Source organism: Nonomuraea rosea, assembly GCF_039539705.1.
GTDB lineage: Bacteria > Actinomycetota > Actinomycetes > Streptosporangiales > Streptosporangiaceae > Nonomuraea > Nonomuraea rosea.
In genome coordinates this window covers 53,252-79,654 of sequence record NZ_BAABDQ010000054.1, presented here as the reverse complement: position 1 = coordinate 79,654, position 26,403 = coordinate 53,252, and the positions used below count along the sequence as shown (strand labels likewise).

At 66.8% G+C, this 26,403-nt stretch carries 23 protein-coding genes; 18 read left to right on the top strand and 5 right to left on the bottom strand.

Features of this window, described 5'->3' with window-relative positions; genetic code table 11:
- The first annotated feature begins 212 nt into the window (after positions 1-212).
- The 15 genes from ABEA43_RS60550 (at position 213) to ABEA43_RS60480 (ending at position 16,557) form a co-directional block, all read left to right on the top strand.
- Complete coding sequence (locus ABEA43_RS60550) at positions 213-2,642, top strand: PEP/pyruvate-binding domain-containing protein (RefSeq protein WP_345577457.1); 2,430 nt, start codon at positions 213-215, stop codon at positions 2,640-2,642.
- 8 nt (positions 2,643-2,650) lie between these two features.
- On the top strand, positions 2,651-3,802 hold the full coding sequence (locus tag ABEA43_RS60545) for a hypothetical protein (protein WP_345577454.1): 1,152 nt from the start codon (positions 2,651-2,653) through the stop codon (positions 3,800-3,802).
- A 1-nt stretch (position 3,803) separates the two neighbouring features.
- Positions 3,804-4,562, top strand: a complete 759-nt coding sequence (locus ABEA43_RS60540) for a TIGR01458 family HAD-type hydrolase (RefSeq protein WP_345577451.1) — start codon at positions 3,804-3,806, stop codon at positions 4,560-4,562.
- Positions 4,559-6,178, top strand: coding sequence for an alkaline phosphatase family protein (locus ABEA43_RS60535; RefSeq protein WP_345577448.1), 1,620 nt, complete (start codon positions 4,559-4,561; stop codon positions 6,176-6,178). The genes ABEA43_RS60540 and ABEA43_RS60535 overlap by 4 nt, the downstream gene beginning before the upstream one ends.
- Positions 6,175-7,242: a DUF6001 family protein gene (locus tag ABEA43_RS60530; protein ID WP_345577445.1), complete on the top strand. Its 1,068-nt coding sequence runs from the start codon at positions 6,175-6,177 to the stop codon at positions 7,240-7,242. The genes ABEA43_RS60535 and ABEA43_RS60530 overlap by 4 nt, the downstream gene beginning before the upstream one ends.
- Positions 7,239-7,775: a DUF6031 family protein gene (locus tag ABEA43_RS60525; RefSeq protein ID WP_345577442.1), complete on the top strand. Its 537-nt coding sequence runs from the start codon at positions 7,239-7,241 to the stop codon at positions 7,773-7,775. Before ABEA43_RS60530 ends, ABEA43_RS60525 begins: the two co-directional genes overlap by 4 nt.
- Positions 7,775-8,206, top strand: coding sequence for a type II toxin-antitoxin system RatA family toxin (locus tag ABEA43_RS60520; protein WP_345577439.1), 432 nt, complete (start codon positions 7,775-7,777; stop codon positions 8,204-8,206). The genes ABEA43_RS60525 and ABEA43_RS60520 overlap by 1 nt, the downstream gene beginning before the upstream one ends.
- Positions 8,193-9,785 (top strand): AAA family ATPase, encoded by a 1,593-nt coding sequence (locus tag ABEA43_RS60515; protein WP_345577436.1) that lies wholly within the window; start codon positions 8,193-8,195, stop codon positions 9,783-9,785. The genes ABEA43_RS60520 and ABEA43_RS60515 overlap by 14 nt, the downstream gene beginning before the upstream one ends.
- Positions 9,782-10,306: a dCTP deaminase gene (locus tag ABEA43_RS60510; protein WP_345577433.1), complete on the top strand. Its 525-nt coding sequence runs from the start codon at positions 9,782-9,784 to the stop codon at positions 10,304-10,306. Before ABEA43_RS60515 ends, ABEA43_RS60510 begins: the two co-directional genes overlap by 4 nt.
- The gene (locus ABEA43_RS60505; protein WP_345577430.1) at positions 10,306-11,619 is read left to right on the top strand and encodes a cation:proton antiporter; all 1,314 of its coding nucleotides are present in this window, start codon (positions 10,306-10,308) and stop codon (positions 11,617-11,619) included. The genes ABEA43_RS60510 and ABEA43_RS60505 overlap by 1 nt, the downstream gene beginning before the upstream one ends.
- A 17-nt stretch (positions 11,620-11,636) precedes the next feature.
- Positions 11,637-13,250 (top strand): CTP synthase, encoded by a 1,614-nt coding sequence (gene pyrG / locus ABEA43_RS60500; protein ID WP_200823957.1) that lies wholly within the window; start codon positions 11,637-11,639, stop codon positions 13,248-13,250.
- Complete coding sequence (locus ABEA43_RS60495) at positions 13,247-14,497, top strand: ATP-grasp domain-containing protein (protein WP_345577423.1); 1,251 nt, start codon at positions 13,247-13,249, stop codon at positions 14,495-14,497. The genes pyrG and ABEA43_RS60495 overlap by 4 nt, the downstream gene beginning before the upstream one ends.
- Complete coding sequence (locus ABEA43_RS60490) at positions 14,481-15,260, top strand: phosphodiesterase (RefSeq protein ID WP_345577420.1); 780 nt, start codon at positions 14,481-14,483, stop codon at positions 15,258-15,260. Before ABEA43_RS60495 ends, ABEA43_RS60490 begins: the two co-directional genes overlap by 17 nt.
- Positions 15,260-16,264, top strand: coding sequence for a diiron oxygenase (locus ABEA43_RS60485; protein ID WP_345577416.1), 1,005 nt, complete (start codon positions 15,260-15,262; stop codon positions 16,262-16,264). The genes ABEA43_RS60490 and ABEA43_RS60485 overlap by 1 nt, the downstream gene beginning before the upstream one ends.
- 89 nt (positions 16,265-16,353) lie before the next feature.
- Complete coding sequence (locus ABEA43_RS60480) at positions 16,354-16,557, top strand: hypothetical protein (RefSeq protein ID WP_345577413.1); 204 nt, start codon at positions 16,354-16,356, stop codon at positions 16,555-16,557.
- 224 nt (positions 16,558-16,781) lie between these two features.
- Here ABEA43_RS60480 and ABEA43_RS60475 read toward each other — a convergent pair whose 3' ends face one another.
- Together ABEA43_RS60475 and ABEA43_RS60470 are read right to left on the bottom strand one after the other, a co-directional pair.
- Positions 16,782-18,392: a hypothetical protein gene (locus tag ABEA43_RS60475; protein ID WP_345577410.1), complete on the bottom strand. Its 1,611-nt coding sequence runs from the start codon at positions 18,390-18,392 to the stop codon at positions 16,782-16,784.
- Positions 18,393-19,123: 731 nt separating this feature from the next.
- Positions 19,124-19,564, bottom strand: coding sequence for a hypothetical protein (locus ABEA43_RS60470; protein ID WP_345577407.1), 441 nt, complete (start codon positions 19,562-19,564; stop codon positions 19,124-19,126).
- Positions 19,565-20,038: 474 nt separating this feature from the next.
- On the opposite strand from ABEA43_RS60470, the gene ABEA43_RS60465 reads away from it, so the two are divergent.
- Positions 20,039-21,019: a LysR family transcriptional regulator gene (locus ABEA43_RS60465; protein WP_345577404.1), complete on the top strand. Its 981-nt coding sequence runs from the start codon at positions 20,039-20,041 to the stop codon at positions 21,017-21,019.
- Positions 21,020-21,097: 78 nt separating this feature from the next.
- Here the strand turns inward: ABEA43_RS60465 and ABEA43_RS60460 are convergent, their stop codons facing one another.
- From ABEA43_RS60460 to ABEA43_RS60450, 3 genes are all read right to left on the bottom strand, one after another.
- Positions 21,098-21,841: an SDR family oxidoreductase gene (locus ABEA43_RS60460; RefSeq protein ID WP_345577401.1), complete on the bottom strand. Its 744-nt coding sequence runs from the start codon at positions 21,839-21,841 to the stop codon at positions 21,098-21,100.
- A 56-nt stretch (positions 21,842-21,897) separates the two neighbouring features.
- The gene (locus ABEA43_RS60455) at positions 21,898-22,671 is read right to left on the bottom strand and encodes an oxidoreductase (protein WP_345577398.1); all 774 of its coding nucleotides are present in this window, start codon (positions 22,669-22,671) and stop codon (positions 21,898-21,900) included.
- Between the two features lie 416 nt (positions 22,672-23,087).
- A complete protein-coding gene (locus ABEA43_RS60450; RefSeq protein ID WP_345577395.1) occupies positions 23,088-24,161 on the bottom strand; it encodes a tyrosine-type recombinase/integrase in 1,074 nt (357 codons plus the stop codon).
- A gap of 973 nt (positions 24,162-25,134) precedes the next feature.
- On the opposite strand from ABEA43_RS60450, the gene ABEA43_RS60445 reads away from it, so the two are divergent.
- Together ABEA43_RS60445 and ABEA43_RS60440 are read left to right on the top strand one after the other, a co-directional pair.
- Positions 25,135-25,908 carry a hypothetical protein gene (locus ABEA43_RS60445; protein ID WP_345577392.1) on the top strand — a complete coding sequence of 258 codons (774 nt, stop codon included), beginning with the start codon at positions 25,135-25,137 and terminating at the stop codon, positions 25,906-25,908.
- A gap of 43 nt (positions 25,909-25,951) precedes the next feature.
- Positions 25,952-26,323 (top strand): hypothetical protein, encoded by a 372-nt coding sequence (locus ABEA43_RS60440; RefSeq protein WP_345577389.1) that lies wholly within the window; start codon positions 25,952-25,954, stop codon positions 26,321-26,323.
- Positions 26,324-26,403 lie beyond the last annotated feature (80 nt).

Below are 26,403 nucleotides of genomic sequence, written 5' to 3'. Positions count from 1 at the left end.
GGGGGCGATCGGCTGTTAAGTCAGTAATCATCCCGTGTCATCCGTATCGCGCAGGTATCGCCAGTGGTCGTCGATAGCGGCTGGTCCTGCGGTCCAGGTGAAGCGGAGCCGCTGCCGTCCTGTACTGATCTGGTGCGTCATCTGCGCGATACTGCTGCGCTACTCCACGGGGGGATGTTGTTCACCCAGCAAAGATTCAGGGCGGGTGGACAGTGATCCTCACGGGTGCCGAGATTGAGCGGGAATGGGCGAATGGTCGTATCACCATCGAGCCCTTCACTCCCGAGCAGGTGAATCCGAACAGCTACAACTTCCGACTCGGTCGGACGCTATGCGTCTATCGGGACATGCCATTGGATGCTCGGCACGGCAACGAGTGCGACGAGATCGAGATCCCCGACGAAGGATATGTCCTTGAGTCTGGTCGGCTGTATCTTGCGCATACGATCGAGGTCCTGGGCAGCGAGTATTATGCGCCGACCTTCGCCGCACGCTCATCGGTGGCAAGGCTAGGGCTGTTCATTAACCTGTCGGCGAGTCTGGGCGACATCGGGTACAAGGGCCAATGGACGCTCCAACTTTACTCCATGAACAAGATCCGGGTCTATCCGGGCATCAATATCGGTCAGATGATGTGGTGGCGACCGCAGGGAGATATCGAACTCTACGACGGTAAGTACCAGGGCGCGACCGGACCCCGACGCAGCGACATCCATAAGGATTTCCACAAGCAGTTCGCCCGGCAGCGCTTCGTCGGTTTGAGGGCGAGCGTCGACCCCGCTACGACAGGACCGAAGTTCGCCGCTCTGGCGGCGCACAGTCGCCGCTTCCGAGTCCCTGACGCGTTCTGCATCTCAGCCGAGGAGTTTGACGGAGCGTTCAGTGACGACCAGCGCCGCGGGTTGGCCGCAGCCTTCGATGACCTTCGAGCCACAGTGGGAGCATTCCTCACGGACTCCCTGATGGACATCCACAAGATCGTGTCCGGGGTGCACCTGACCGAACAGGCCCGGCAATTGCTGGCAATCCGGATCGCCGACATATTCGGCGATGACGAGAGCGTCGAGTTCGCCGTCCGCTCCTCCGGCCTCGACGAGGACACCGCCGGCTCGAGCCTGGCCGGGATCCATACCACGGTCCTGAATGTACAGGGCGTTGATGCGGTGGCCCAGGCGGTCGAGCAGTGCTGGCGCTCCTACTACGAGGCCTCCGCTGTGGCGGCCCGGATCCGCGCGGGCGACTTCTCCCATAAACCCAGGCTGGCCGTCATCGTCCAGAGGATGATCCGGCCGGAGCTGGCCGGGGTCGCCTTCTCCGACCCCGAGGACGGGGTCGTGATCGAATATGTCGAAGGCTTGGCCGACTCTCTGGTCGCCGGGGTTGCCGTGCCGGTCCTTGCCAAATCGGCTGAGCTCACCGGTGATGTCCCTGCGCTGGCCGAGGTCGTGCGGTTGGTACAGGCGCTCCGCGCGGCCGAGGGCTATGACGTGGACGTCGAGTGGGCCGCCGACGTTGACGGGGTGCACCTCATCCAGGTCCGGCCGCAGACCGCCGCGTCCCAGCAGAACCCTTGCCATGACGAGCCGGTTGCTGATGCCTACAGACTGTACTTCGACGAGATACCCGCCTCCGTCGATCTCGGTGAGGTCTCCGCAATCTATGGCGGCTATGCGGCCAAGCGTGGGCCGGTGCACAGGCTGGCCGTCGAATGCGGTGTCGGTGTCGGCCACGGCTGGGTCGTCCACTTCAACGGGCGTGGCCTGAGCGCTGCGGAGACCGGTGGTCGACTGCGTGAGGTCATCGACGAGGGTGGCGCCGACGAGTGCGTATTGGACTTCGGTGAAACCCTCCGGCAGATCGTGGTGCACAAGGCGGAGCTTCTCGACCGGCTCGCCGAGACCACCGGAGCAGGACCGGACTCCACCCGGCTGCACACAGTGATCGTTCGGGACTACCTTCGGGGCGATCTGGGAATCATCTCCCGGCGGGTCGGCGACGACTTCATCGTCGAGTACACCCCTGAGGGCCTCATGGCACTCAACCGCGGCACCTCGGGCGCCGCGGCGGTGATGATACGTGACGGACAGATCGACCCGGCCGACAACCCGATCAACGCCCATATAGGCGAGCTTGCCCAGTTCACCGGGGCCATGAGTGACCGGTACGGACCGATGACTCTTGAGTGGGTGCGACAGTCGGGGAAGCTGTTCTTCGTCGATTACTCGCTGTTGGGCGGGGACGCCCTGAACTCCGCCGACGCGCGTGTGATCTCGGCGGGAACCGCCGCTGGGCCGCTGCTCGACCTGGACGAAGACGAAGTGCTCAGCCGGCTGTCGATCGGGCCGGCAGTCAGTGTTGACAGGTCGCAGGACCTGTCCGGCCACGAAGGGCTCGCGGAGATCATCGCGCGAGTCCGGGCCTGCTCGGAGCCACCGATCGTCCGGGCCTCTCGCCCGTACGCCGTGCTCTCGGTCCTCATCGGTGAGGTCGCAGGGTTCGTCTTCGATCAGGGCTCCACCCTCGGCCACCTGGCCATCCTGCTGCGGGAGGCCCGCCTGCCAGCGGTGGCGGCCCAGGGCCTGCCCAGCGAAGGACATGCAGTGATCAGCGGTGGGACCGTCACTGTGACGGGCGGAAAGTGAGACTGAACGTGACAGAGAGCAACTGCTGGCTGGTTCTGGGCGGGTTGCACGTCCTTAACGGAACAGCTCCGCTGCGCGCGGACGAGCCGCTCATCCTGATTCCGCTGGAGCTGCAGGCCCCGGGCAACACCCTCGTGCTGCGCTGGTCCGACCTCGGCCCGGTCGAGCTGATCGCTGGTGACTGCCGGGTCAGATCTGAGGGGGTCGCCCTGTTCCCCGGCATGCGGCCGAGCCAGGAGGTCCGGAGCCTGCTGGGAGACGGCCCGATCGTCCCACTGTTCTACCTGAGCGACACCGGCGACGGGCTGCACGTGTACTCCCAGATCCGATTCCTTGAGGAAGACGCGTGCTTCATCCGGATCACCTCGAGTCCGCTGGCCGAACCTGCCGATTCGCTGCGCTGGCTGCCCGAGGCAGCCCGGCTCCACAGCGAGCAGGCGCTGTTCCTCAACAACCACCAGCGGTACTACCGCAAGTGCTTCGCCGGCCAAGAGCTCGAGTACAAGTACACACTCACTCCCCCCGTGGACATATGGACCGCCAACCTGGACCTCTATCGGAGCCTGCTAGCGGGCGACCTACCCGGCTACGTCATGGAGTACCGCGATGAGTTCCAAGCGTGGGACTACCTGAACCACCTGTACGAGATCACCGCCCCCGCGGCAGAGCTGGGATACGTCTCCTTCATCCCCACTACCGACGGCAAGCATCTGGTCAAGCGCAAGTGGTACGCCGAGGACTCCTTCCAGCGCAGGGAGAGCCACACCTACGGTGTCGAGGTCGAGCAGTTCGGCGACTACATCACCAACGTGCTAGGCGTTGAGGCGGTCCGGCTGCCCTCCTTCCGTCGGGTCCGTTACGACGTCAACTTCGAGTCCGTGACCACCGGACACGTATACGGGATCTTCTTCGACCACTGCAGCCTGTTGGACGCCCCCGACGTCGTCTTGCACCAGTGCGAACTGGAGTACCTGCGCAGCCGTACTGCAATCGCTGCAGACGAGGCCGCTGTCCTGGATGAGATGGCGGAGATCGCACAGTGGCTGGAAGGGTTCCTTCGAGCCCGCGGCCTGAACGACCAGCGTGGCTTCTACTCGAAGAGGACCTTCCTGAAGGACTCTGTGTCCGCCCGCCCCGAGCTGGCCCTGGCGGTGCGCTGAGGTGGGCACGATCCTGCTCGACCTGGAAGGAACGCTTTACGCCGAGGGTGAGCCCATCCCGGGCGCGACGGCAGCGGTCGCCGCGCTGCGTGAGCAAGGCCACGTGCTGCGGTTCCTGACCAACACCGACTCCAAACCTCTGGTCCGAGTCGCCGCAGACCTGGAGGGCTTCGGGCTGAGGATCCAGCAGGAGGAGCTGTTCACCCCGGTGGTCGCAGCTCAACGGCTGCTCGAGGCGGCTGGAGGGAACGCTTATCTGGTCGTTGCCGAGGCTCTGCGCACTGAGTTCAAAGCCGTAGCCTGCGCTCCCTGCACGCATGTGCTGGTGGGGGACTGCCGCGACACCCTGGACTATAGCCTTCTCGACGGAGCGTTCCGCGCGCTCCGCGCGGGAGCGCAGTTGGTGGCGCTGCAGCGCGGCCGCTATTTCAAGCGCGCAGACGGCGATCACCTTGACACCGGGGCGGTCGTCGCCGCGCTGGAGTACGCCGCGGGCTGTCGGGCCGTCGTCGTGGGCAAGCCGTCGGCCGAGTTCTTCACCCTGGCCGCTGATTCGGCCGGGACCCCGGTCACCGGTTGCGTCGTCGTCGGGGATGATGCCACCACCGACATCGTCGGAGGCCGCGCCGTCGGGGCTGTCACCGTCCAGGTACGGACTGGTAAGTTCGCCGATCAACAAGCCGAAGGGCTGACCGGCGGTGCTTCGCACACCATCGACTCGATCGTGGACCTGCCCGATCTGTTGGCCGGGCCGCGATGACGGTCTACTGGGTGGTCTGGGATGCCGCAGCGGCCTGGATCGTCGACCGGCTGGAGGCCGAGGGGTCGCTGCCGGCGGTACGGAGGCTGCGGGCAACGGGGAGCTTCGCCGCTGCGAGGCCACCGCGCCCCAACTGTCAGACCCCGCCCTCCCTCGCGACTCTCTTCACGGGGACAGGGACGGAGCGACACGGCGTGACCGGCTTTCCCGTTCCGGACCGGGACGGGCCGGTCACCGGGATGAGCTCGGGTTTTGGGCCCCAATTCCCGCTGATGCCGCCGGTCTGGGCGGAGCTCGGTCTGCGGGCGGCCTTTGTGCACGTCCCATGGGTGTTCGACGCTGATGGCGCCGTGGCGCCTTGGGTCGACGCCGCTGTCGAGGCTTTCAGCGGGCGAATCGCCCGCCCTGGCCATCTGCCGGTCCCCGCCGGAGCAAAGGTGCAATGGCAGGGGCACAGGCTTGAAGCTGTGCCGGGCGGGCTGCTGTTCGACGGCCGACTGGTGCGCTCGGCCGAGGGGTGGGTCGAGCGCCGGTTCTCTGACGGTCTCGGCACCTGGATTCGTTGTCTGGAGCAGCCGGGCGGCGATCGGTTGTTCGCCCATACCGGCCTCTACCACGCCCGTTTTGCGGGAGCGGACCTGGCTCTGGTCGAGGCGATGCGCACCGCTCCGGTCTTCGCCGGGGAGAGTCTCGGTCCCTCCTACCGGACTGGGGTGTTCGGTCCCCGTCTGGTCGAAGGCGGCGATGGTGCGGCGGAGGAGGTCTTTCTCTCTGCGGTCCAGTGCGCGGCGCGGGCGTTCATCGGGGCGGCAGAGCGGACGCTGGCCGGCCATGAAGCCGATCTCGTCGTTCTTTATCTTCCGATCACCGACGATGTCGGGCACGAGTTCATCGGCTGGTGCGACGAACGCAGCGGGATGTTCCGCCCCGAAAGCGCCCCTGCCCTGTGGGAGCTCGTGCGCCAGGCCTACGGCTGGGCTGATCAGTTCCTCGGGCGGGTGCTGGACCGAGCCGACCAGAACGACACCGTGATCCTAAGCGCCGACCACGGCATCGTGGGATGCGCGAAACTGGTCCACCTCAACGAGCCCCTGATCGAGGCGGGCCTGGCCGTGTGGGACGCGGCGGGTGCCCTGGACCCGGCCCGGTCCAGTGTGGTCTACCACCCTGCCAACAATGGCTCGCTCTGCGTCAACACCCTGGACCGCCCGTACGGGGTGGTCCCACCGCAAGAGGCCGGACCTGCCATGGCCAGGGCGATGGCTGTGCTCCAGGAGGTGATCGATCCCGACTCCGGTCGTCCGGTCGTCGCCCGGTTCCTGGACCAGCATGGCGTGCCGCTGTCAGACGGAGCCGTTCCTTCGGTCATCTTCGTCGAGTTGCACGACGACTACCAGCCGACCGCCGCGCCAGCCGGGGCCGGTCCTGTGGTGCGGCCGGCGGCCAAGCCGGGTGCCCACGTGGTCAACACCGGAGATGACCGGCTACTGGCCACCTTCGCGGTTGCGGGCCCCGGCATCGAGGCCCGCTGTCACCTGGGCGAAGTCGATAACACGTTCGCGGCCCAGTTGGTGCGACGGCGATTTCTCAGCTCCCTCCAGAAAGTCGATTCATGAATCTCTCCACGACGCGGCTGGCCGAGCAGAGGCACGCCAACGTCACGACCTTCCTGCGAAGCAGGCAGCTGGATCCGGCGGCGCTCGGCGCACTCATGGATGAGCGAGTCGGCCCCGGACAGCTCCTGATCACCAGCTCGCCGGTGCACGGTCTCGCCAACGCGACCAGCGACCTGGACTTCATTCGAATCCAGGACGAACCCCTGGAAGGTGCCCGGATCTCCACCAAGATCTTCGAGTGGGGTGAACATCTGGAGGTCGTCTCATTCTCCGCCGCGGAGCTGGCTGCCAACCTCAAGGAGCTCACAGACCTGGCCATTCGTCCCCCGGAAGAGATCGTCAAGGTCTTCCGGAGCTGGGACAAGCATCGGGAACCTCGGCGCAAACAGACCGAGCGCATCATCAACGGCGTGACTCTCGATGGGCAGATGCCTTATGTCGCCGCGCTGCCGGCACTGGCGGCCGTGTGGAGCAGGGCGGCACTGCAGAGCTCGATCGAGCAGGCGGTTCATCTCGCCCTGGCCGAAGCCGCCGGCGAGCTGCGGGGCCGGGTCGGCTATGCGATCAACACGCTCCTGTTCCTGATGGACGCGATCCTCTCCCACCACGGTGACGTCTACACCACCCGGAAGTGGTACCTGCTCAGGTGGACTCGGCTCGTCGCAGAGCAGGGCTGGGCGGATGCCTCGTTCGCCGCGCTCGGTGCGGAGGTGGAGCGGCTGCGTGTGACAGTAGCCTCCGCCCTGACCCGGCCGGATGCCCGGATCGCCGCCGACTACCTCGCCTTGGTGAGGGAGGCGGCAGCCCTCACCGCGCAGACCCATTCGGTCAGTGTCGCCTTCGACCCGGCCGATCGCGCGGACCGGTATGCCTTCCTGCCCGGCGCGGAGCTGCTGCTGACGTCGGACGGTGCAATGCCTGCTTCTGGCCAGGCTCCCGCTGGACCGTACGCCCTCACCGGGTTGGGGGCCATCCCCGGCCGCGAAGCCGGAGTGCTGCTGCGCGCCCTGCGGGGTCGCGCCTTGGCCCAGCGGATCGACTACACCGGAGGAACGAGCGCATGAACGCAGCGGACATCTCGGTTTTCCCCCAGGTCAGGGCTGGGCATGCACGGCCCGTCACGGCGGCGGTAGAGGCCTGGGTCCAGGCCGCCTGGCTGATGCTGGCCGAGGGCCGCTCCTATATCGAGGACATTGAGGGCGGGACTGATCAGCCGCAGATGCAGAGTGCCGTCAAGCTGCGACTGCTGGAGCAACTCGTCGACGTGGACAACCGGCTCGCAGGACGAGTCCCGGTGGCCGACGCGCACTGCCTCGCGCTCGGATTGGAGTACGGGCTGCAGGAGGTCGCGCAGGCCTCTGGGACCGACCTCATCGAGATCTTCGCCCTGGCGGAGGAGTTCGGGGGACCCAGCTCCCATGACGAGATCTTCGTGTTCTGGGAGCGGCTGCTTGAAGCCTTCCCTGGCGAGCTGCCCGACCGTCTGATCGCGCAGGGACAGCGCGACATGCTGGTGACCCTGCGCTCTTGGGCTGTGCTCTCCCGTGCGGCCGGTCTTGACATCGGCTTCCTCGCTCCGTTCATGAAGGAGGCGTGATGCCTCAGATCTCCGCTACGGCCTTTGTCCCCGCGTCGGCGGCCGAACTCCGCCAGATCGCACGGGAGGGTATCGGCCTGCCGACGCTCGCGCCTCATGTGCTCGAGGTCGAGCCGCAATCGGACGGGACAGCCCGTTGGAGCGTCCTGCTCAACGGAAGCCGGGTGGGCTGGACTCAGCGGGAGGCCACTACCTCAGGCCAACGGCTGGTCTTCACACAGACCCAAGGCGACTTCGACTCCTTGGCCGTGACTTGGACGTTCGCCCCGGACTGTGCCGGCACCTGGGTCGGACTGAACATCGCTTTTCATCTCGGGATCGACGGGCTGGCCCCGCTGCTGGACCCCATCTGGGCGCAGTCGCTACGCGCTCACGCAGACCTCCTGCTGTCCGCCCTCGCCTCTGCCAAGGAACCCAATGACCATAATTGACCTCGAATTCCTGAACACCGTGATCCGGCTCGAGATCTCACCCGACGCTGAACCCGCCTTCCAGCCGATCCGCCGCTTCTTCCGGCATCTGCTGGTGCCGGTCTCGGACCGGTCGGCCACGTTCACGATCAAGGTGGATGCGTACGATCCCGAAGCTGACGTTGACCGGCGGATCTGGGACACCGAGCAGTCTGTGATCCGCCGCAGCAACGCGGCAGAGTTCAACTTCGACGCCCATGTGGTAGAGGAGGGCGACCGCCGCCTCTACGTCAACCGCGCCACTTTGGTGGACGTCCCGAAGGACGCCCGGTCGGACGGGCTGTTCCGGCTGCGGATCACTGCGGGCTCCGCCATCCAGGTCATCGACTTCCTGCGTGATCTGATCATCCGGACCGAAGAGGACCTCGGCACCGTGGTTCTGCATGCCTCCGGGCTGGTCCGAGGCGATGAAGCCGTGATCATTGCCGGGGCGAAGGGCGCGGGTAAGACGACGACCATGCTGTCGGCGCTGCGCCGTCCCGGTTGGTCCTACTTCACCGGCGACAAGTTGTTCTGCCGCCGCGTTGGCGAGAAGATCGAGGTCTACCCGTGGCGTGACTACCCGTACGTCGGTGTGGGCACCATCCGAGCCGATGCCCGGCTGGAGCGGCTGGTCCGCGAACAGGTGGACCCCGGAATCGATGAGCGGGCCGCGACCGACAAAGTGCTCATCGATCCGGACCTTTTCGAGGGCTGGCTGGGGGTTGAATTCTCGGCACAGCCGCGGCGGCTCGCAGCGATCCTGTTGCCCGAGGTGCGGCCCGGCGAGCCGCTCACTACCTGGCCGCTACGGTCAGAGGCCGAGCGCTGGGCTCACCTTAACAAGATCGTTGACCGTCAGGTGGACACCACGTTCTTCACCTGGCAGTCCCACCTGGTACCGGACTATTGCGCGTTCTACCGATCGCTCGCCGACCTCCGTGAGGTTCTTCCGTCGGTGGCGATGATCCGACTGCGCGGCACCCTCGATGTGGACCCTGACCGGGTACTGCGCGGCGGAGGCCTTCGGATCGCCGTGATCGGCCTGGCGGGCAGCGGGAAGTCGACGACCGCGTCCTTGCTGGAGGAGGCAGCGACCGCCGCAGGCCTCAGCCACGCCAGGGTCAAACTGGCGAAGCCCTTGTACGACCTGCAGGACTCGGTGTATATGGCTGCGGGCCGGGAAGTGGGCGCCGGAGCGCAAGACCAGATCCTGATGGAGGACCTGGCCGACAACCTACGCCGGATCAACCCGCGCGCTTTTATCGATGACTTCACGGTCAGGCTGAGTACCGTCGACGCGGACGTGATCGTCAATGACGACTTGCGCGACCCGCAGGTGGACGCCGTCGCCCTACGTGCCCTGGGCTTCCGGGTGTTGCGGGTTCGCTGCGATGAGGACCTGCGGCAGAAGCGATTAGCCGAACGGGGCGACCCGACACGCGCCGATCGCTCGACCAGCCGGCTGGACGAGATCGAGGCGGACCTGGAGCTGCACAACAGCGGTGATCTGGACGGGCATCGTGCCGCCGTGCGCGAAGTCCTGGAGGGCTGGCTGTGATCCTCACCGGCGCGCAGATCCTGGCCGAGGTCGAGGTCGGCCGTATCCACATCGATGACTTCGACGCCGAAAGGCTTGAGCCCAACAGCTACGGCTTCCGGCTGGCGGAGGACATCCTGACCTACGAGCAGGAGGTCATCGACTGCTACGAACCACGGGAGACGGTGCACACCATCATGGGCTCGGACGGGATGGTTCTCGAACCCGGCCGACTCTACCTCGGTAGCACGATGGAGGCGATGGGCGGCCCCCACCACGCGGCCACGCTCTACGCCTGCCGGTCGGCCTCGACTCTTGGCATCTGGATCCAGTACTCGGCCCCGCTGGGACACAGCGGCGCGGTCTTCCCCTGGACGCTTGAGATCAAGGTCGCCCATCCCGTCCGGGTCTACCCCGGAATGATCATCGGAAAGCTTGCCTTCTGGGCGATGCAGGGTTCCGCGATCAACTACGACGGCAAGTACACCGGATCTTCCTCGGCTGTGGCGTCCCGGTTCAGCCTCGATGTCCGGAGACCATAGTGAGCATCACCGACGGTGACCTGTTCGGCATCCTGGCGGCGTTGGCAATCCTGCTGGGCTCAGCCAACCTGTTCGCGCGGATGTTCAAACGGTTCCGCCACCCTCCAGTGATCGGGGAGATCCTCGGCGGCCTCCTGCTTGGGCCGACGCTCTTCGGCATGTTCGCTCCTGAAGCACAGGCATGGCTGTTTCCCCGGACCGGAGCGGTCGCCAGCGGGCTCGGCCTGGTCGGTCAGATCGGAATGCTGCTGCTGATGTTCCTTGCCGGTGCGGAGATGAGGACAGTGTTCTCTCGCCACGACGGCCGAATGGTCGGCATGATCGCAGTAGCGGGAATAGTGGTACCTCTGGCCGGGGGCGTGCTGTTCACGTGGTCCCTGGACGGCTCCGGACTCATCGGCCCGGCAAACGACAGCACTGCGTTGGGGCTGGTGCTGATCAGCTCGCTCGCGGTCACCAGCATTCCCGTGATCGCCCGGATCATGCTCGATCTGGGCATCATGCAAACGGTATTCGCGCGAGTTGTTCTGTCGGTTGCGGTGCTGGAGGACATCGTGCTGAATGTCCTACTCGCCGTCGCGCTCGGCATGGTGAGTCATGCGAAGCAGGACGCATTCGGTCTGTCCACGGTCTTGCAGCTTTCCTCCACCACCAAGTCGATCGCTTACCACACGCTTGCCTCGATTGGATTCCTGCTGCTGGTGTACGGGGTCAGCAAGGTACGTCGGCCAACTCGCCGGCTCGTGTCCGACCGCGCCGCTGATCAGGTGGCGATCCGGATCGTGCTCACGCTGGGCGTGGCCGCTTCATGTGTCCTGCTCGGGCTGGCGCCGATCTTCGGTGCATTCGCTGTCGGACTGCTGACGGACCTGCCTCGCACTGGATCGGAATCCATGACGGTGATCCGCTCCTTCGCCTCCGGGTTCTTCATTCCCATTTACTTCGCGATAGTGGGCCTCAAGCTTGATCTGGTGCACGGGTTCGCCTTGTGGTTCACCATCGGGTTCATCCTGCTCGCCTGCGCACTGAAGATCGTCGGGGTCTTTGTCGGGGCGCGGCTGGCCGGGAGCCCCGCACAGAACGCGATCAACTTGGCGGTCGCGATGAACGCGCGCGGCGGCCCAGGGATCGTCATGGCGACACTCGCCTTTGACGCGGGGATCGTCAGCCAGCAGTTGTTCACCACCTTGGTACTCACCGCGATCGCCACCTCACTTCTCGCCGGCTCCTGGCTTGAGCGTGCGCTGGCTCGGGGGCAGCTCATGCCCAAGGCCACAGAGTCCGACCCTGCCCTGGTGTCATCCGCATCGTGACCTGGGAGGTAGAGAGCTTGAAGTACATCTTCGTTACGGGCGGGGTCGTCTCCTCCCTGGGCAAGGGGCTCACCGGCGCGAGCCTTGGGACGCTGTTGGCCGCCAGAAGGGTGCGGGTCACCATGCAGAAGCTCGACCCTTACCTCAACGTCGACCCAGGCACCATGAACCCGCTACAGCACGGCGAGGTCTTCGTCACCGAGGACGGTGCCGAGGCCGACCTGGACATCGGCCACTATGAACGGTTCCTCGATGTCGACCTCAGCTCAGTCGCCTCCATCACAACGGGAAAGATCTATTCGGAGGTACTCGCACGAGAGAGACGCGGTGGCTATCTGGGGGAGACCGTCCAGGTCATCCCGCATATCACCGAGGAGATCAAGGCGAACATCCGGCGGGCGGCGCACGACGTCGATGTCGTCATCACCGAGGTCGGCGGTACCGTCGGTGACATCGAGTCGCTCCCTTTTCTGGAGGCGATCCGGCAGTTGCGGCACGAGGAAGGTCCGGGGAACGTCTTCCACCTCCATGTCTCGCTTGTCCCCTATCTGGGCGCGTCCCAGGAACTGAAGACCAAGCCGACCCAGCACTCGGTAGCGGCCCTGCGCAACCTGGGCATCCGGCCGGACGCGTTGGTACTGAGGGCCGATCGCGCCATCCCCGACAAGCTCAAGCAGAAGATCGCTGCAGCCTGTGACGTGGAAACAGAGGCGGTGGTCGCTGCCATCGACGCCCCCTCCATCTACGACATCCCCTGTGCGCTGCACGCCGAGGGACTGGACCGTGTTGTCATTGGCAAGCTGGGCCTGGTCGCGGGCGAGATCGACTGGACCCGATGGGATGATCTGGTCGGGCGGGTCCATCACCCGCTCCACGAGGTCACCGTCGCCGTGGTCGGCAAGTACGTCGAGCTGCCGGACGCCTATCTTTCGGTCGCTGAGGCGCTGCGGGCCGGTGGCTTCGCGCACCAGGCCCGGGTGCACCTCCACTGGGTGGACGCGGAGGCCTGCCTGCCCAACCCCAAGACCGTGCTGCACGATGCGGATGCGATCGTCATACCCGGCGGGTTCGGTGACCGGGGCGTCGCCGGGAAGATCGCGGCCGTGACATATGCCCGCGAGCAGCAGGTTCCGATGCTGGGTCTCTGCCTCGGCCTGCAATGCGTCGTGATCGAGGCGGCCAGATCGCTGGCAGGAATGCCTGACGCGGACTCCACCGAGTTCCGTCCTGACACCCCGCACCCAGTGATCTCTACGATGGCCGACCAGGTCGCTGCAGTCTCTGGCGAAGCCGACCTGGGCGGTTCCATGCGGCTCGGGGGTTACCTGGCGGTGCTGGCAGAGGGCACGTTGGTCCACGAACTGTATGGGACCACCGTCGTCCGCGAACGCCATCGGCACAGGTACGAGGTGACCAATCGATATCGCGAGGAACTGGCCCAGCGCGCCGGCCTGGTGTTTTCCGGCACCTCCCCCGACGGGGAATTGGTCGAGTTCGTCGAGTATTCCCGCGCGATTCACCCGTTCCTCGTCGCCACCCAGGCACACCCGGAGTTTCGTTCCCGGCCCACCCGGCCACATCCGCTGTTCTCCGGACTCATCGGAGCGGCCCTGAACAGGAGGAACCCGTGACCCAGCAGCCTGTCGTCGCGATTGTCGACGCGTACTCGACCGCCCGTTTCCTAGCCCCCCTCTTCCATGAGCGGGAATTCCGGACCCTGCATGTTCAGAGCACACCAGAACCGCCCCCGATCTTCGCCTCCCGCTACCGGCCAGATGACTTCTACGAGCACATCGTGCACCGCGGAGACCTGGAGGAGACACTCCAACGGGTCGCCGCACATGGCCCGTACGTTGTCATCGCGGGGGCGGAGAGCGGCGTCGAGCTCGCGGACCAGCTCAGTGACCGGCTGGGTCTTCGCACCAACGGAGCCGCTCTCAGCTCCGCCCGCCGCGATAAGTACCAGATGGTCGAAACGGTGAAGGCGGCGGGCGTCGCGGCCGCCGAGCAGGTGCGGGCGACCGACGAGCAGACGTTGCTCGACTGGTACGAGAAGGTCGGCGGCAGAGTAGTGATCAAGCCGCTGCGGAGCGCGCTCAACGACGGGGTCTCCTTCTGCGACTCCGCCGACGAAGTGATCGCGGCCTTCCGGTCACTCGCCGGTTCATACAGCGCCTTCACCCAGGTGAACGACGGGGTCGTTGCCCAGGAGTACCTGCGCGGCACCGAGTACTACGTCAACTCGGTCAGCATGGACGGAACCCACTACATCTGCGATATCTGGGAGACCCAGCACCTAGACATCAACGGAGTCAAGGATCTGCTCGGCGGGTCTGTGCTGATGCCCCGAAGGGGGCCGGAGCAGCACTTGCTGGCCGCATACGCCGGCGAGGTCCTGAACGCTCTGGGGGTGCGCAACGGCGGCGCACACACAGAGTTGAAGCTCACCCCAGACGGGCCGCGGCTGATCGAGACCGGCATCCGGATTTGCGGCTCTGACCTGCCCGTGCTCACGGGCAAGGCGATCGGTGAGTCGCAACTGGAGTGGACCGTTGACGCATACGTCGACCAGGACCGCTTCAGAGAGAGGGCGGTTCGCGATTACGAGATCTCGCGCCACGCCACCTGCGTCAACATGATCTCACCTAGGCCGGGTGCCCTGGCCGCATATCCGCGGATGGCCGAGCTGGAAGCCCTGGAGAGCTTCGACGAGGCCCTGATCCGGACCCGGGTAGGGGACACGCTGCATCGCTCGATCAACGACATGACCTACCCCATGCTGGTCCATCTGGTCCACGAGGTGCCGGGGGTCGTCGAGCGGGACTATCACACGGCCCGTTACCTCGACGGGCAAGGCTTCTATGAAGTCGCCAACTGAGCGGGTCACTCGCATCGCCCACATCAGCGACCTGCATATACACGCGGCCGGGCGCCATGGTGCCCGGGCGTCCCGCGTAGTGGAGTATCTGCGGCGGCGGGCGGAGCACCTGGCGGGGGTGGTCATCACTGGTGACCTGACCCAGGACGGGCTCGACCGCGAATACGAGGCGCTCGCGGAGGTACTGGATCCGCTGTCGGGGGTGCTGCCGGTCTTCGTCTGCCCTGGCAACCACGATGACCGACGCCTGATCCGCCGGATGCTGCTGAACCAGCCAGGGGACGGTCCGGTCAACCAGGTAGCCAGGGTCGGGGAGCTCACGGTGCTTCTCTGCGACGCTGTTGTGCCGGGCAGCTCGAGAGGCGAGCTCGGAGCGGCAACGCTCGAATGGCTCGCAGAGGCGTTGCGCGGGTACAGGGGGCCGACCGTGGTCGCCTTCCACCAGCCTCCGCTCGCACTCGGTATCTCCAACCTGGACGGCTCCCGACTCGCCGATTCTCAGGCACTCGCCGACGCGCTGGCCGACCACCCCCAAGTGGTCGGGATCTTGTGTGGCCATGTCCATACGGCCATACGTACCGAGTTCGCCGGGACTCCGTTGATCATGGCGCCCAGCACGGCCTATGCCTGGAAACTCCCGCTGGACCGAGCGGATCCTGATCATGGGGTCACTGAACCGTTGGTCGTCTTGCACGAATTCTGGGACGACCGCCTGTTCACCTATTTCCAACCATGCCCTGACTACAAGATGGAGCAATTCTGATGGGCGTCATCAAGCGCGACGGGTACGACGAAGCGCTCTTCGAAGATCTGGTGGCGATCAACGACGGCGGCGTAGACGCCACCGAGAGCGCAGTGATCCGGCGGCTCGCCGGCAACTGGCACCGCCGCGCGAGCGTCAAGCGTGACGAACTCCGTTTGGAGGACCTGTACGAGTTGGATCGCCCTGACTATCCGGAGAGCATCCTTCCGTTCCGCGACCATCCGACCTGGCTTGCTCTCGACCCAGCTCAGCGCAGCGACGTGCTCACCTGGGCGATCATCGCCTTCAACCGGAAGACGATCGTGACCGAAGAGGCGATCGCCAACCCGGCCTTCGGGTTGGTCATCAGCGGGGAGTTCCCTGCCCTGTCCGGTGACGAGCTGGAGACGTGCCTTACCCAGGCGATGGTCGACGAGCAGTACCACACGCTCATGCACATGAACGCGAGTGCCGTCACGCGAAAGCTACGTGGAAGACCATACCCGGATAACGCGCTGCCGCTGCCGCGGCACTCGCGGCGCCACCAGGAGTTATGGGAAGGGTCTGTCGAGCGCTGGCAGCGTAGCCTGACGACCCTTGCCTTCGCGACCATCGCCGAGATCGGCATCGGCCCGTACCTCGACACGATCGCTGACGACCCCGACATCCAGCCCGTGCACAGCGCCACCGCACGGCTACACGCCCGTGATGAATACTGCCACTCGGCTATCGCGGCCGAGTTGGCCAAGAAGGTCTATCCGAGCCTCGACCCAGCGCAGCAGCGATTCTTCACCCGCTCGGCCTTCGAGGCCCTGACCGCTTACACGACCGCTGACTACGGTACGTGGGAGCGCATCATGGACCTGGCGGGCGTGGCGGAGGGGCGCAGCATGCTGGAAGACTGCAAGAGCCCCGGCCGCAGTCGCCTGTTCAGCGACTTCGGTGGGATTCACTCGCTGTTCTCGGAGATGGGCGTCCTCGAGGAGATCGACTTCGATTGGTCGGTCGTCCAGATCCATCGGTAAACCCGCAGGGCTCTCGCGAGCCAGGCATCTCCGCAAGTCAGGAGGCTGACCGGCGGGCGAAGATCGACGCGGAGCTCCGGCGGGCACGGATGCAGGAGGAGACCCGGCGGGCGTTGGCCGACCTGCTGGCCACGGTCATCACCACGTATGCGGCGGTGATCGCGGGGAACGGGGACGCTGCGGCGGCCGGTCTGGAACAGATCACCGCACAGGCGGGTGCGCCCCCCGTGCGGCCAAGACCCTGGCAGTGCCTTCCCGGTCTGGTTCGGTTCGGGCACGGCGGGGACGGGTGACCGGTCCGCGCCCCTGGCCGCCTTGTGCACCGCGCTGGAGTGCAGCCCCAACGACCGAGGTTGACACCTCCCGTTGAGCAGCCCCTCCGGCCCCCGCAGCCGACAGCCGAGCCGAAGGCCGTCTCCAGCGGGGGCCGGCCTGGTAGGGCTGGTCCCACCCGCCCTACCAGGATCAGCGTCCTGCCCACATCCTTGGAGGAGGATGCGGCGCTCACTCGACTCGGTTAGACGCTCCCGGCCCGCACTGTCACGAACAGGCCGTCATTCGTTCCGGTAGTGGCATCGTCGCCGAGGAACAGCACGTTGTAGATGTACTCGCCCTCCTGATCGGGCAGATCACTGATCTTGAAGCCTCCGCTCGCGGAGACCTGCACCGTGCCGAGTTCCGTGCTGGTGCCGTCGGGGTTTCCGCGATTCACTGTCACCGACGGACGGGTGGCGGGCGCGTGGTCGCCGAACTTCAAGGTGCCCCAGAAGTACAGCCGGTTGCCGAGGACCAGGTCCCTGGGGCCGGCCAGGGTGAGCGACGCCGACTGATGGACGACGACGACGGATGCCGACGCCGTGCTGCCGCGGACGGTGGTGGAGCCGGGCCAGCTCACGTCGTAGCCGACCGTTCCGGCCGTCGGCGGGGTGTCGGTGATGGAGAACGTGCCGTCCGTCTTCGTCTTGACGTGGCGGAGCGACGTGCTGGTCCCGTCCGGGAGACGACGGGTCACCCGCAATGACCGCAGGCCCAGGGCCATGCCATCGGGCAGGGTGAGCCGGCCGGTCAGCGTGACGGGCTCCAGCGCTGTAGCACCTTCCGACGGGGCCGACAGGGTCACGGCCGACGGCAGCAGGGTGGCGTCCTCCAGCCGCCACAGGCGCAGGTTGGTGGTACCGGAGGTGTAAAGAACGCTGAAGACGTCGTTGCCGGCGATGGCCATGGTGAGGATCCTGGGGGTCGGCCATCCGCTCGGGATCTTCTGCGTGTACGTGGTCGCTCCCGTGGCCAGGTCGTACAGTTCGACGCCTCGATCGCCCAGCCACCAGCCGCCGGCGAGGTGGTCGCCATCCGGGCTGACGGCAAAATCGATTACCTGACCCCGGACCGTCGGGTCCTGGCCGTAGTCCCGGAGCTTCGTCAGGCTCGCGAGGTCCCAGGACTCGAACCCGCTCGAGAATGCCAGGACGGCTGTGGAGCCGTCCGGGGTGATGTCGAGATCCGGCCGGGAACTCGTGGTCGGGGCGCCCCCGTCGATCTCACCGCGCAACGTGGCGGAACCGGCGCTCACGTCGTACACCAGGACATCGGCGGCGGAGGCGGCGGGAGCGCTGAGCAACAGGGTGTTTCCTGCAACGGCGATCGTGGGCGTGGTGGATTGCCCGGTCAGAACCGTGACCGGTTGCGAGGCCGGAGCCGACACGTCGAGACGGGTGACGACGCCGCCGGTGTACAGGTCGCACCCGTGGGCCGTCCACAACGTCTGTCCGGACAGTGCCAGGTCGGTCAGGCATGAGTACGCCGCGAAGTCAATCCGCCGGGTGACCGCCAGGGCGGCGGTGTCGATCTCCACGACCTCGTGTGAGTCGGGCAGCGCCGCGTACGCGTGAGCGCCGTCCGGCGTCACGACGACATCATCCACACCGGCGAGATCGGTGATCGCGCCGAGCAGCGCGCCTTCGGTGTCGGTGACCACGACGCGGTCCCCGGCGGTCACGAAGACCTTGCCTCCTCCCGCGACCACCTCACTGTGGTCGGCGAGGCTGAGACGAACACCGAGGTCGGTCATCGAGTCGGCGGCCGAGGCCGCGGGCGCCGCGGCGACGACAAGCCCGGCCGCCATGGTCATGGAGCCCATGAGGGCGGTTAATCGGCGGACCGACCGGCTGGCGTCCGGCCGTTTCGCGGGTGATAAGCGCACGTGTACTCCGCTCTGAGCAGGAACAGGGGCAGAAGGGAACGTCATGATCAAGCCAGAGATGCGGCGTCCGGTCAAGATCCTTAACGGGTCGCCACGTGATCCCGTGGTGCAGCGTCGCCGGTTGGTGGGGAGTGGGAATCGCGCATGAGCGGGCCGTCGCCGTAGGACACCGCCCCACCGCTGGCAGGCCTACTGCAGGTTATGGCTGTTGGCAGGCGGAGCGTTCGGGCGTTCGAGCACGCGCCGTCTAATCCGACGGTCGCAGGTTCGAATCCTGCAGGGCGCGCTTCTCCACCTGCGGAAACTCCAGCCGTGCCTGTGCGCTGGGTCGGCATGAGGCAAATATGAGGCAAAGCTGAGTCAGCCGCCGAGCGGCCGCCCCCAGCGCGGACGCGGCGCTGAGTACCAGCCGAGCCGTTTCCCGGGCGGCTTGGTGGGCCACTTCCGGCAGTATCGAGACGTAGGTGTGCCACTCGAATATTGAGTTACGTGGTCTGAGCTGCGGTTAAGCGGTGTGGCGGCATTCGTTGATCGTGCCTGTGGCGGCGGGTTTTCGGCGGATGGGTCGTTGAGGTCGGTCACGTCGTGGGCGGGCTGCGTTGCGATATCCGGGGGACGCTGTTGCCGGGACTGGTGCGGCCGGTGCCCGTTGCAGTGGATCAGGTACTCCTGGAGCACGAGAGCCAGGTGGCGTTCATCAAGATCAGGATCCGGTGCAGGAGTTCGCGGCGCAGGGTGCCGATGGCCCGCTCGCAGATGGCGTTCATCCTCGGCGTTCGTGGCAGCGTGGCTGGGATGTCGGACGGCTGCCCCCTCTCAAGGTCGTGGTCCGGATCAGGGCCGGGTGGGGAAGCCGGTTCGGGCGGGTCGGTGAACCAGGTTGCCCAGCAGAAGATGAACGCGCACAAGAGCAGGGTTTGGTGACGGCGGATGGTCAGGTTGGAGCGGACCTGGAAGTCGGCCCAGTCCAACTCGTCCTTGACCTGTTTGTAGCCCTGTTCGACCCAGGTTATGACCTGGGCGGATGTGGTTATCGGTAGGCGCAGGCTCGGGATGCGATCGGGCCAGCCGAGCAGATCGAGGGGCTGACCAGCCCCCACGCCCGCTTCACACCCCTGCTGAAGCAGATGCTGACGTCGGTGGCGGTGAGCATGGCCGCCCGGGCGGGTGCCCGGCTGGCAGCTCGGCTCGGGATGCCGGGCGCCAAGGACACCCTGCTGCGAACGACGCCACCGCGCACCTGGTGTTCACACACTTGAAGCGTCGTATCGTCATCGCCAGGACGGTCTTGATCCCGCTCAGCCACCAAATCGCACCACGTCCTAAGATCAGCGACAGATCCCGCCTAACCGTACTTACCTCTGCACACCAAGGTGTAAGCCAACAAGCCGGGTACCGATAGAGCGGAACGGCGTCACCTTTGGGAAGGGTTCGGGACGGGAGTGTGTTGAAGGGAGGGTTCCGGGTGGGCTGAAGAACGTTTATCGCCGGTCGCGGAATCCGGCTGACGTGAGTGGTTCGGGACGCGATGACGACGGGGTGGGCCACGCTTCACCCAAGAGGGATGGGAGCCGATGAGCCTTCGCCAGTTCGAGTACGCCCTGGCGGTCGCGGCGGAGGGCTCGGTGACGGCGGCAGCGGAGTTGTTGCAAGTCGCCCAGCCGTCGATGTCCCAGCAGATCCGCAACCTGGAGCGTGACCTCGGCGTGACGCTGTTCGCCCGGACGTCGGCCGGACTAGTGCCCACCGCGGTCGGCCGGGCGTTCCTGAAGGAGGCGGAGGCCGCGGTGAACGCGGCTCGGCGGGCGCGGGCAACGGCGCGGGCCGGCGCGGCTGACCTGGTGGGAGAGCTGGTCGTCGCGGCGCAGCTGGGCTTCGGCACGCGGCAGCTGCCGGGCGCGCTGAGCGTGCTGCGGCGCCGCTTCCCGCGGCTGGAGGTCACCGTCTTCGAGGAGTCGAGCTCCGCTGAGCTGGATCGGCTGTGCCGCAAGGGTGCGCTGGGCCTGGCCCTGATGGCCGCGTGCGAGCGGAGCCCCGCGGACGCCCACCGCCTCGGCGAGGAGGAGTTCGTCGTGGTGCTGGGCGCCGGGCACCGGCAGCTCGCCGCGGACCGGGTCGAGCTGCGCGAGCTGGAGGGGGAGCCGTGGGTCAGGTTCGACCGCGACAGCGCACTGGACGGCGTGCTGCTGGAGGTGTCGCGGAACGACGGGCTGACCCCGGCCACGGTCGCCCGCGTGTCCCAGACGGCGACAGCCGTTCGGTGGGCCGCCCATGGCCTGGGGGTGACGCTCGTCCCGGCCTCCGCGGTGCCCCGCGGTTATGAGCACCTCGCGCGTCCGGTGTTCCCGGCCGTGTCCCAGCCTGTCATCGCCGTGGTCCGGTCCGACGCGGGCCCGGCGGCGACCGCTCTGCTGGAGCTCCTGCGTCAGGAGACCTGGGACAGCTCCGCCTCCTTTCGCCGGTCAGACGCTGGGGCCGGTGAGCTGCACGATGAGGTTGCCGCGGTGAACGCCGCCGAACAGCTCGTCCTGGGCCATGATCGCTCGTTCCAGTGAGCGTTCGAGGACGGTGAGAGGGAAGGTGATCCGGCCCGCGGCGTGCCATGAGGCGTAGTGGCTGGGGCGTGGGGCCGGTCAGAGTTGGGTGACTCCGCCGTCCACGGCGAGCTCGACGCCCGCAGTGTACGTCGCGTCGAAGGCAAGGAACGCGGCCGCGGTGGCGATCTCGTCGAGGGTGCCGAAACGCCGCATGGGATTGTCCGCGACGCGCTCCGCCTTGAACTGCTGGGCGTCCTCCTTGGTCATGGAACGCTCCAGAATCCCCGTGTCGATAGGACCGGGGCTGATCGCGTTGACACGAATCCTGCGCGGAAGCAACTCGCGGGAGAAGCTGCGGGCCAGGGAGCGCACCGCCGCCTTGCCGGCCGCGTAGACACTGGTGTCCAGCATGCCGACGGCGCCGGCGACCGAGGTGGTGAGGACGACGCCGGCACCCGTGTTCAGCAGCGGGGCGAGCTTCTGCACGGTGAAGAAGGCGCCCTTGACGTTGATCGCGAACAGCTCGTCGTACACCTCCTCGGTCGTCGACTCGAAAGGCGTGAGGAGTGTGATGCCCGCGTTGACGAACAGGGCGTCGATCGTGCCGAACTCGGCCTTCACCCGGTCTGCCAGGGCGTCCAGGTCGGACAGTGAGGACACGTCGCCGCGAAAGGCCACCACGTTCTCGCCCAGCCGCTCTCGTGCGGCTTCGAGCGTGGCCTGAGAACGGCCGGTGATCACCACGCGGGCTCCGCCGTCCGCCAGGAGCTTCGCGATCGCGAGCCCGATGCCGCTGCTGCCACCGGTGACCATCACATTCTTGCCGCTGTATTTTTCCATGCCATGATTCCTCCGTTATCTGATGTGAAAGTGCGCCGCCGAATTTCCCTTCGGCGTCAGTTCCTGGGGTATTCGCCGCCGTCCACGGAGAAATAGGTTCCGGTGAGCCAACTCGCCCGGTCGGACACGAAGAACAGCACCGCGTTGGCGATGTCGTCAGGCCGGCCGTCGCGCCCGAGCGGGGGTCTGGCGATCGCGCCCGATTCCGCGTTGTCGCTCGCCCACCGGCTCCGCGTCTCCTCGCCGCCGGGTGTGGCGGTCCTGCCGGGGCCCAGGGCGTTGACCCGGACTCCGAACGGGGCCAGCTCCGCGGCCAGGGCCCGGCTGTAGCTCTCCAGCCCCGCCTTCGCCGCCTGGTAGTGCGCGAACGCCGGCACCGGCGGGAGGAGCGCGGCCGTGGAGATGTGTATGATCGCCCCCGATCCCCGTTCCCGCATCCCTGGTGCCAGCAGCGAGTTCAGCCGCACCGCCGCCAGGAGGTTCAGCTCCAGCGTGTCCTGCCAGTCCTCGGCGGGGATCGTCATGGCGCTGCCGCCCGCGTTGGCCCGCGCACCACCCGCGTTGTGGACCAGGATGTCCACCCCGCCGAGCGTCTCCTGCACGGCCGTGGCCAGCGCCTCCGTCCCGGCCTGTGTCCGGATGTCGGCCGTCACGAAGGCGGCTCCCTCCGGCGCCGTGTACGTGGTCGACCTGGCGGTGGCCAAGACCTCGGCGCCCGCGTCCAGGAGTTGGCGCACGACAGCCGCTCCGATTCCGCGGGAACCACCTGTGACCAGGGCTCGCTTTCCTTTGAGCTCTCGCGGCTCAGCTCCGTTCTCGACCGTGGTCATGCTGCCATTCCTTTCGATTGTTTGCTCATTCGCTCGGCGCGGGCACAGCAGCGAATCTTTCGAGCAATCGCGGTGTGCACCTCGTCGACCCGATTCACGGTACGTCGGGAAAAGAACGAGAGGCAAAGATGAAATATCAGCAGCTGCTATAGGGAATTCCTATGGGCGTCGCGACTGCCGATGCCGAGAGGCCTGCTGTCGTCACGGTGTTCGTCCCGCCTGGGCCGGGCTGCCCGGGTGGTGACGTCGGCGGCTTGGCCGCATGCTGCACGCTCTGACGCGATGCGTGGTATTCGGGCAAATTCTAATCCGACGGTCGCAGTTCGAATCCTGCAGGGCGCGCTTCTCCACCTGCGGAAACTCCAGCCGCGGTCGTGACCCGTGGCGGCATGGGGCAAATATGAGGCAAAGCTGAGTCAGTCGCCGAGCGGCCGCCCCAGCGCGGACGCGGCGTTCAGCACAAGCCGGGCCGTTTCCCGGGCGGCTTGGTGGGCGACCTCCGGCAGTACCGAGACGTAGGTGTCGTCGGTCAGCACGATGCTGGCGTGCCCCAGCATGGCCTGCACCACCTTCAGATCGGTGTGCGCGGCCGGCGCCAGGGTGGCGGCGCCGTGCCGCAGGTCGTGCAGCCGGATCGGCGGCAGCCCGGAGGCCGCTACCAGCCGGCGGAACCGGCCGGTGAGGTAGTCTGGCCGCAGCGGCGCACCCGTCGCGGTGGTGAACATGTATCCCGAGTCCTGCCAGCGGGTGCCCGCCGTCACACTCAGCTCCTCTTGGCGCTCGCGGTGCCGGGTCAGCACCCGTATGGTCTCCGCGTCCAGAACCACCACTCGGCAGCTGGCGGTGCTCTTCGGCGGCCCGGCCACGACCTGACCGTCGGCGTGCACCCGCTGCTGCGTCACCGTTAGCTCCGCGGCCTGCAGGTCGACGTCCGTCCAGCGCAGCCCGGCCAGCTCACCGCGGCGCAGGCCGCGCAGCGCGGCCAGCCACCAGGCGGCGTACAGGTCGTCCTGCACGACGCCGACCAGGAAAGCCGCGAGCTGTTGTTCGGTCCAGACCGCCACCGCCGGACGTTCTCCTGCTTGCTGCCACCGGGTCGTCCGCCCGGCGGTCCAGACGACCGGATGCGGCCGCCGGGGATGTGGGAGTTCGGCGCCGTTGGCCGGGTTGACCGGGATCAGTCGGGCACGGACCGCTGCGTTCAGCGCGGTCCGCAAGGTGGCGTGGATCCGCACCACGGTAGCGGGCGACAACCGGCGACCGGTCGGCGAGGGACGGGACGCGAGTGCCGCGAGGAGTCCGTTGACGTCGCGCGAGGTGAGCTGGTGGAGCAGGATTCGTCCCAGCTGCGGGATGAGGTAGAGGCGGATGTGCGTGGCGTAGCCCTGCCGGGTCGACGGACGCAGAGCGTCCTTGGTAGCCAGCCAGAGTGCCAGCCACTCACCGACGGTGCATCCGGCTCCTGCGCAGTCGCGGTCGGCAGTGGCCAAAGCCCGGCCTGCCGCCTGCGCTTCCTCGGGATCGGCGTAACCACCTTGGCGGACAGGCCGCGTACCTGCACCGCGAAGTACCAGCTGCCGTGATCGTCATCTACTGGCAGCCGCGGACACGCCACTCCTCGCTGACGTCCCGTCGCCGTGTCCACGCATCCGCATCGCCTGCTGACCTGCACACGAGTCTTTGCCATCGGTCCCACCTCCACCCCCACGGTGTGCGACGACAGCCGCGTCAGCTAGGGCTCGCACTCGATCGGGGATGGCCTCGAGACAAGTGTCCGGAGTGCCGGGGGGAAAGCTCAGGTTGAGTCGGGTCAGCTCGCCGTACAGGTCGACGGCCTGCTAGACAGCTTTAAAGCGTTCTGGCGCTGGTCGGCGTTGCGTGGGCAGCTCGCCTGAGCAAGATGAAGCGCGGCTCGTCGCGCCGGGTGTTGAGCGGCGGCCAGGCGGTGGGAGACCAGCCGAGTGGGCAGGGCGATGCCCCGAAGCGAGGGCGATGCGCCGATCGGACGGCAGGCTTCGATTGATGTACTCGAGTCCTTGAGCCTCACATCCGTTCCAGGCCAACCGAATGGCTCTCACTGGGAATCGGTCGGCAACCTCATATCCGGTGCCGGAGGCGATCCGGGCGTGCCAGAGTGCTCCACATGATCCCCGCACCCGTCCCCGACGAGCCACCGCTTACCTACGCCGACAGCTTCGACGTACCGGTCCTTTTTCGTGACCGGCCTGCGAGGAAGCCCAGGAGGCAGTGGCGGACGGCCAAGCTCAAGCCGTGGGCGGGGTCGGGCGGGTTCCCGGCGACTGACGGCTGGTACGTCTCGACCACCACCTGGCGGGAGATCATCAAGGCCGCCGTTGAGGTGGGCCGCGACGTCACCCCGCACTTGCAGAATCAGCCGCGGTATGCACACGGGGAGCTTGTCGCCGGGTTTCCCCGCTGTACGCCTATCTTGGCACGCATTCCGTGCAGGGCACCAAGGGTCGGCGCCTGACCCTGAACCCGGTGTACGCATACAACACCGAGCGCAGCGCGAAGAACGCAGCCTCCTACCGGCTGGGTATGACGATGGCCGAGTGGGCCTGCCGCTCACTGCTGGGCCTCGGTCAGACGGAGCACCTCGAACTTGGTGGCCCGATCAACGCTCTGCGCGACACGTTCAAGAATCCGAAGCTGACGCTGCCCGACCTATGGGGGCAGAATCAGGCAGAGAGCCTGTACTGGCTGATCGAGGCCAAGGGCGGCGACGTGGGCCTCAGCACGCTCCGCAAGGGATGGGCGCAACTGGCCGCCGGCAGCAAGATCCTCGGCTTGTACGCCCACCGTACCGTCCTGGTTGGAGCGTCCGTGCGGCCCGGAGACGACCTCTTCCTCACCATCGACCATGACCTGCACCCCGGGCGGCCGCCGTTCACCCCGGCCGGATTTGACATCGGCGACGAGTCAGGGGTCGGCCCGGGTAATCTCGAAGACCGGCTCGGCGACAGCGACGACGCGCTCATCGGCGCGGCCCGCGCCCAAATGCTCGCCTATCTGGCGCTGCGCTCCGCTCCCGCCGCCCGGCTACGCACCGTACTCGTTCCCGCCGACCGCGCGTCCCGTCGTCGGCGCTCCGGGCTAACCACGCCCTTGGAAGGCGACGACCTCACCCGCGACATGCGGGCCGCAGCCCGCGGAGTAGCGCCTTACACCGAGCGGCACACCCTGCGCACCAGAATCCGTTCCATGGGGCCTCGATGACTTCCTCACCTGCCGCATCCCAGGTACCGAAGTTCACCTCGGCATGTCCCGGAAGCTGTACGCCGCCTGCGAGCGCCTCCACGAGGAAGACCTCGCCATCGCCCAGAGCACTCCGGGGCTGCGCGCCGAGGACCAGTCGGCCGATGACCAGGAACTCAGCGACGACGCTCAGGAACAACAGCGACTCACCCAGCGGCGAATCTTGCGCGAGCAACAGGAGGAAGCCCGCCCTCGGCTCCGCCCCCGGCTCCGCGACGCTTACGAGCGAGGAGCGACAAGAGACTGGAGTAATCTGCTGCGCCGTCCCCAGGAGCCAGAGCTCGAACTGGAAAGCGACGATGGGCTCCTCGAAGCGGCGACGCCGGAGACGTATCTGGCCGTCAGCCGCTACGTTCTGCCCCCAGCACGCGCCTAGCTTCTAGGGCGCGCATTCGAACGGGGACGACCTCGAGGCATGTGTTCGGAGTACAGGGATGCTCCGGGATGAGGCGGTCG

What these genes read in the sequence shown, in the direction of transcription:
- ABEA43_RS60475 (WP_345577410.1), bottom strand. Translation starts at nt 18,392, where the DNA reads ATGACCATGGCGGCCGGGCTTGTCGTCGCCGCGGCGCCCGCGGCCTCG.
- ABEA43_RS60460 (WP_345577401.1), bottom strand. Translation starts at nt 21,841, where the DNA reads ATGGAAAAATACAGCGGCAAGAATGTGATGGTCACCGGTGGCAGCAGC.
- ABEA43_RS60530 (WP_345577445.1), top strand. Translation starts at nt 6,175, where the DNA reads ATGAATCTCTCCACGACGCGGCTGGCCGAGCAGAGGCACGCCAACGTC.
- ABEA43_RS60480 (WP_345577413.1), top strand. Translation starts at nt 16,354, where the DNA reads ATGCAGGAGGAGACCCGGCGGGCGTTGGCCGACCTGCTGGCCACGGTC.
- ABEA43_RS60465 (WP_345577404.1), top strand. Translation starts at nt 20,039, where the DNA reads ATGAGCCTTCGCCAGTTCGAGTACGCCCTGGCGGTCGCGGCGGAGGGC.
- ABEA43_RS60455 (WP_345577398.1), bottom strand. Translation starts at nt 22,671, where the DNA reads ATGACCACGGTCGAGAACGGAGCTGAGCCGCGAGAGCTCAAAGGAAAG.
- ABEA43_RS60515 (WP_345577436.1), top strand. Translation starts at nt 8,193, where the DNA reads ATGACCATAATTGACCTCGAATTCCTGAACACCGTGATCCGGCTCGAG.
- ABEA43_RS60490 (WP_345577420.1), top strand. Translation starts at nt 14,481, where the DNA reads ATGAAGTCGCCAACTGAGCGGGTCACTCGCATCGCCCACATCAGCGAC.
- ABEA43_RS60535 (WP_345577448.1), top strand. Translation starts at nt 4,559, where the DNA reads ATGACGGTCTACTGGGTGGTCTGGGATGCCGCAGCGGCCTGGATCGTC.
- ABEA43_RS60440 (WP_345577389.1), top strand. Translation starts at nt 25,952, where the DNA reads ATGTCCCGGAAGCTGTACGCCGCCTGCGAGCGCCTCCACGAGGAAGAC.
- ABEA43_RS60485 (WP_345577416.1), top strand. Translation starts at nt 15,260, where the DNA reads ATGGGCGTCATCAAGCGCGACGGGTACGACGAAGCGCTCTTCGAAGAT.
- ABEA43_RS60525 (WP_345577442.1), top strand. Translation starts at nt 7,239, where the DNA reads ATGAACGCAGCGGACATCTCGGTTTTCCCCCAGGTCAGGGCTGGGCAT.
- ABEA43_RS60520 (WP_345577439.1), top strand. Translation starts at nt 7,775, where the DNA reads ATGCCTCAGATCTCCGCTACGGCCTTTGTCCCCGCGTCGGCGGCCGAA.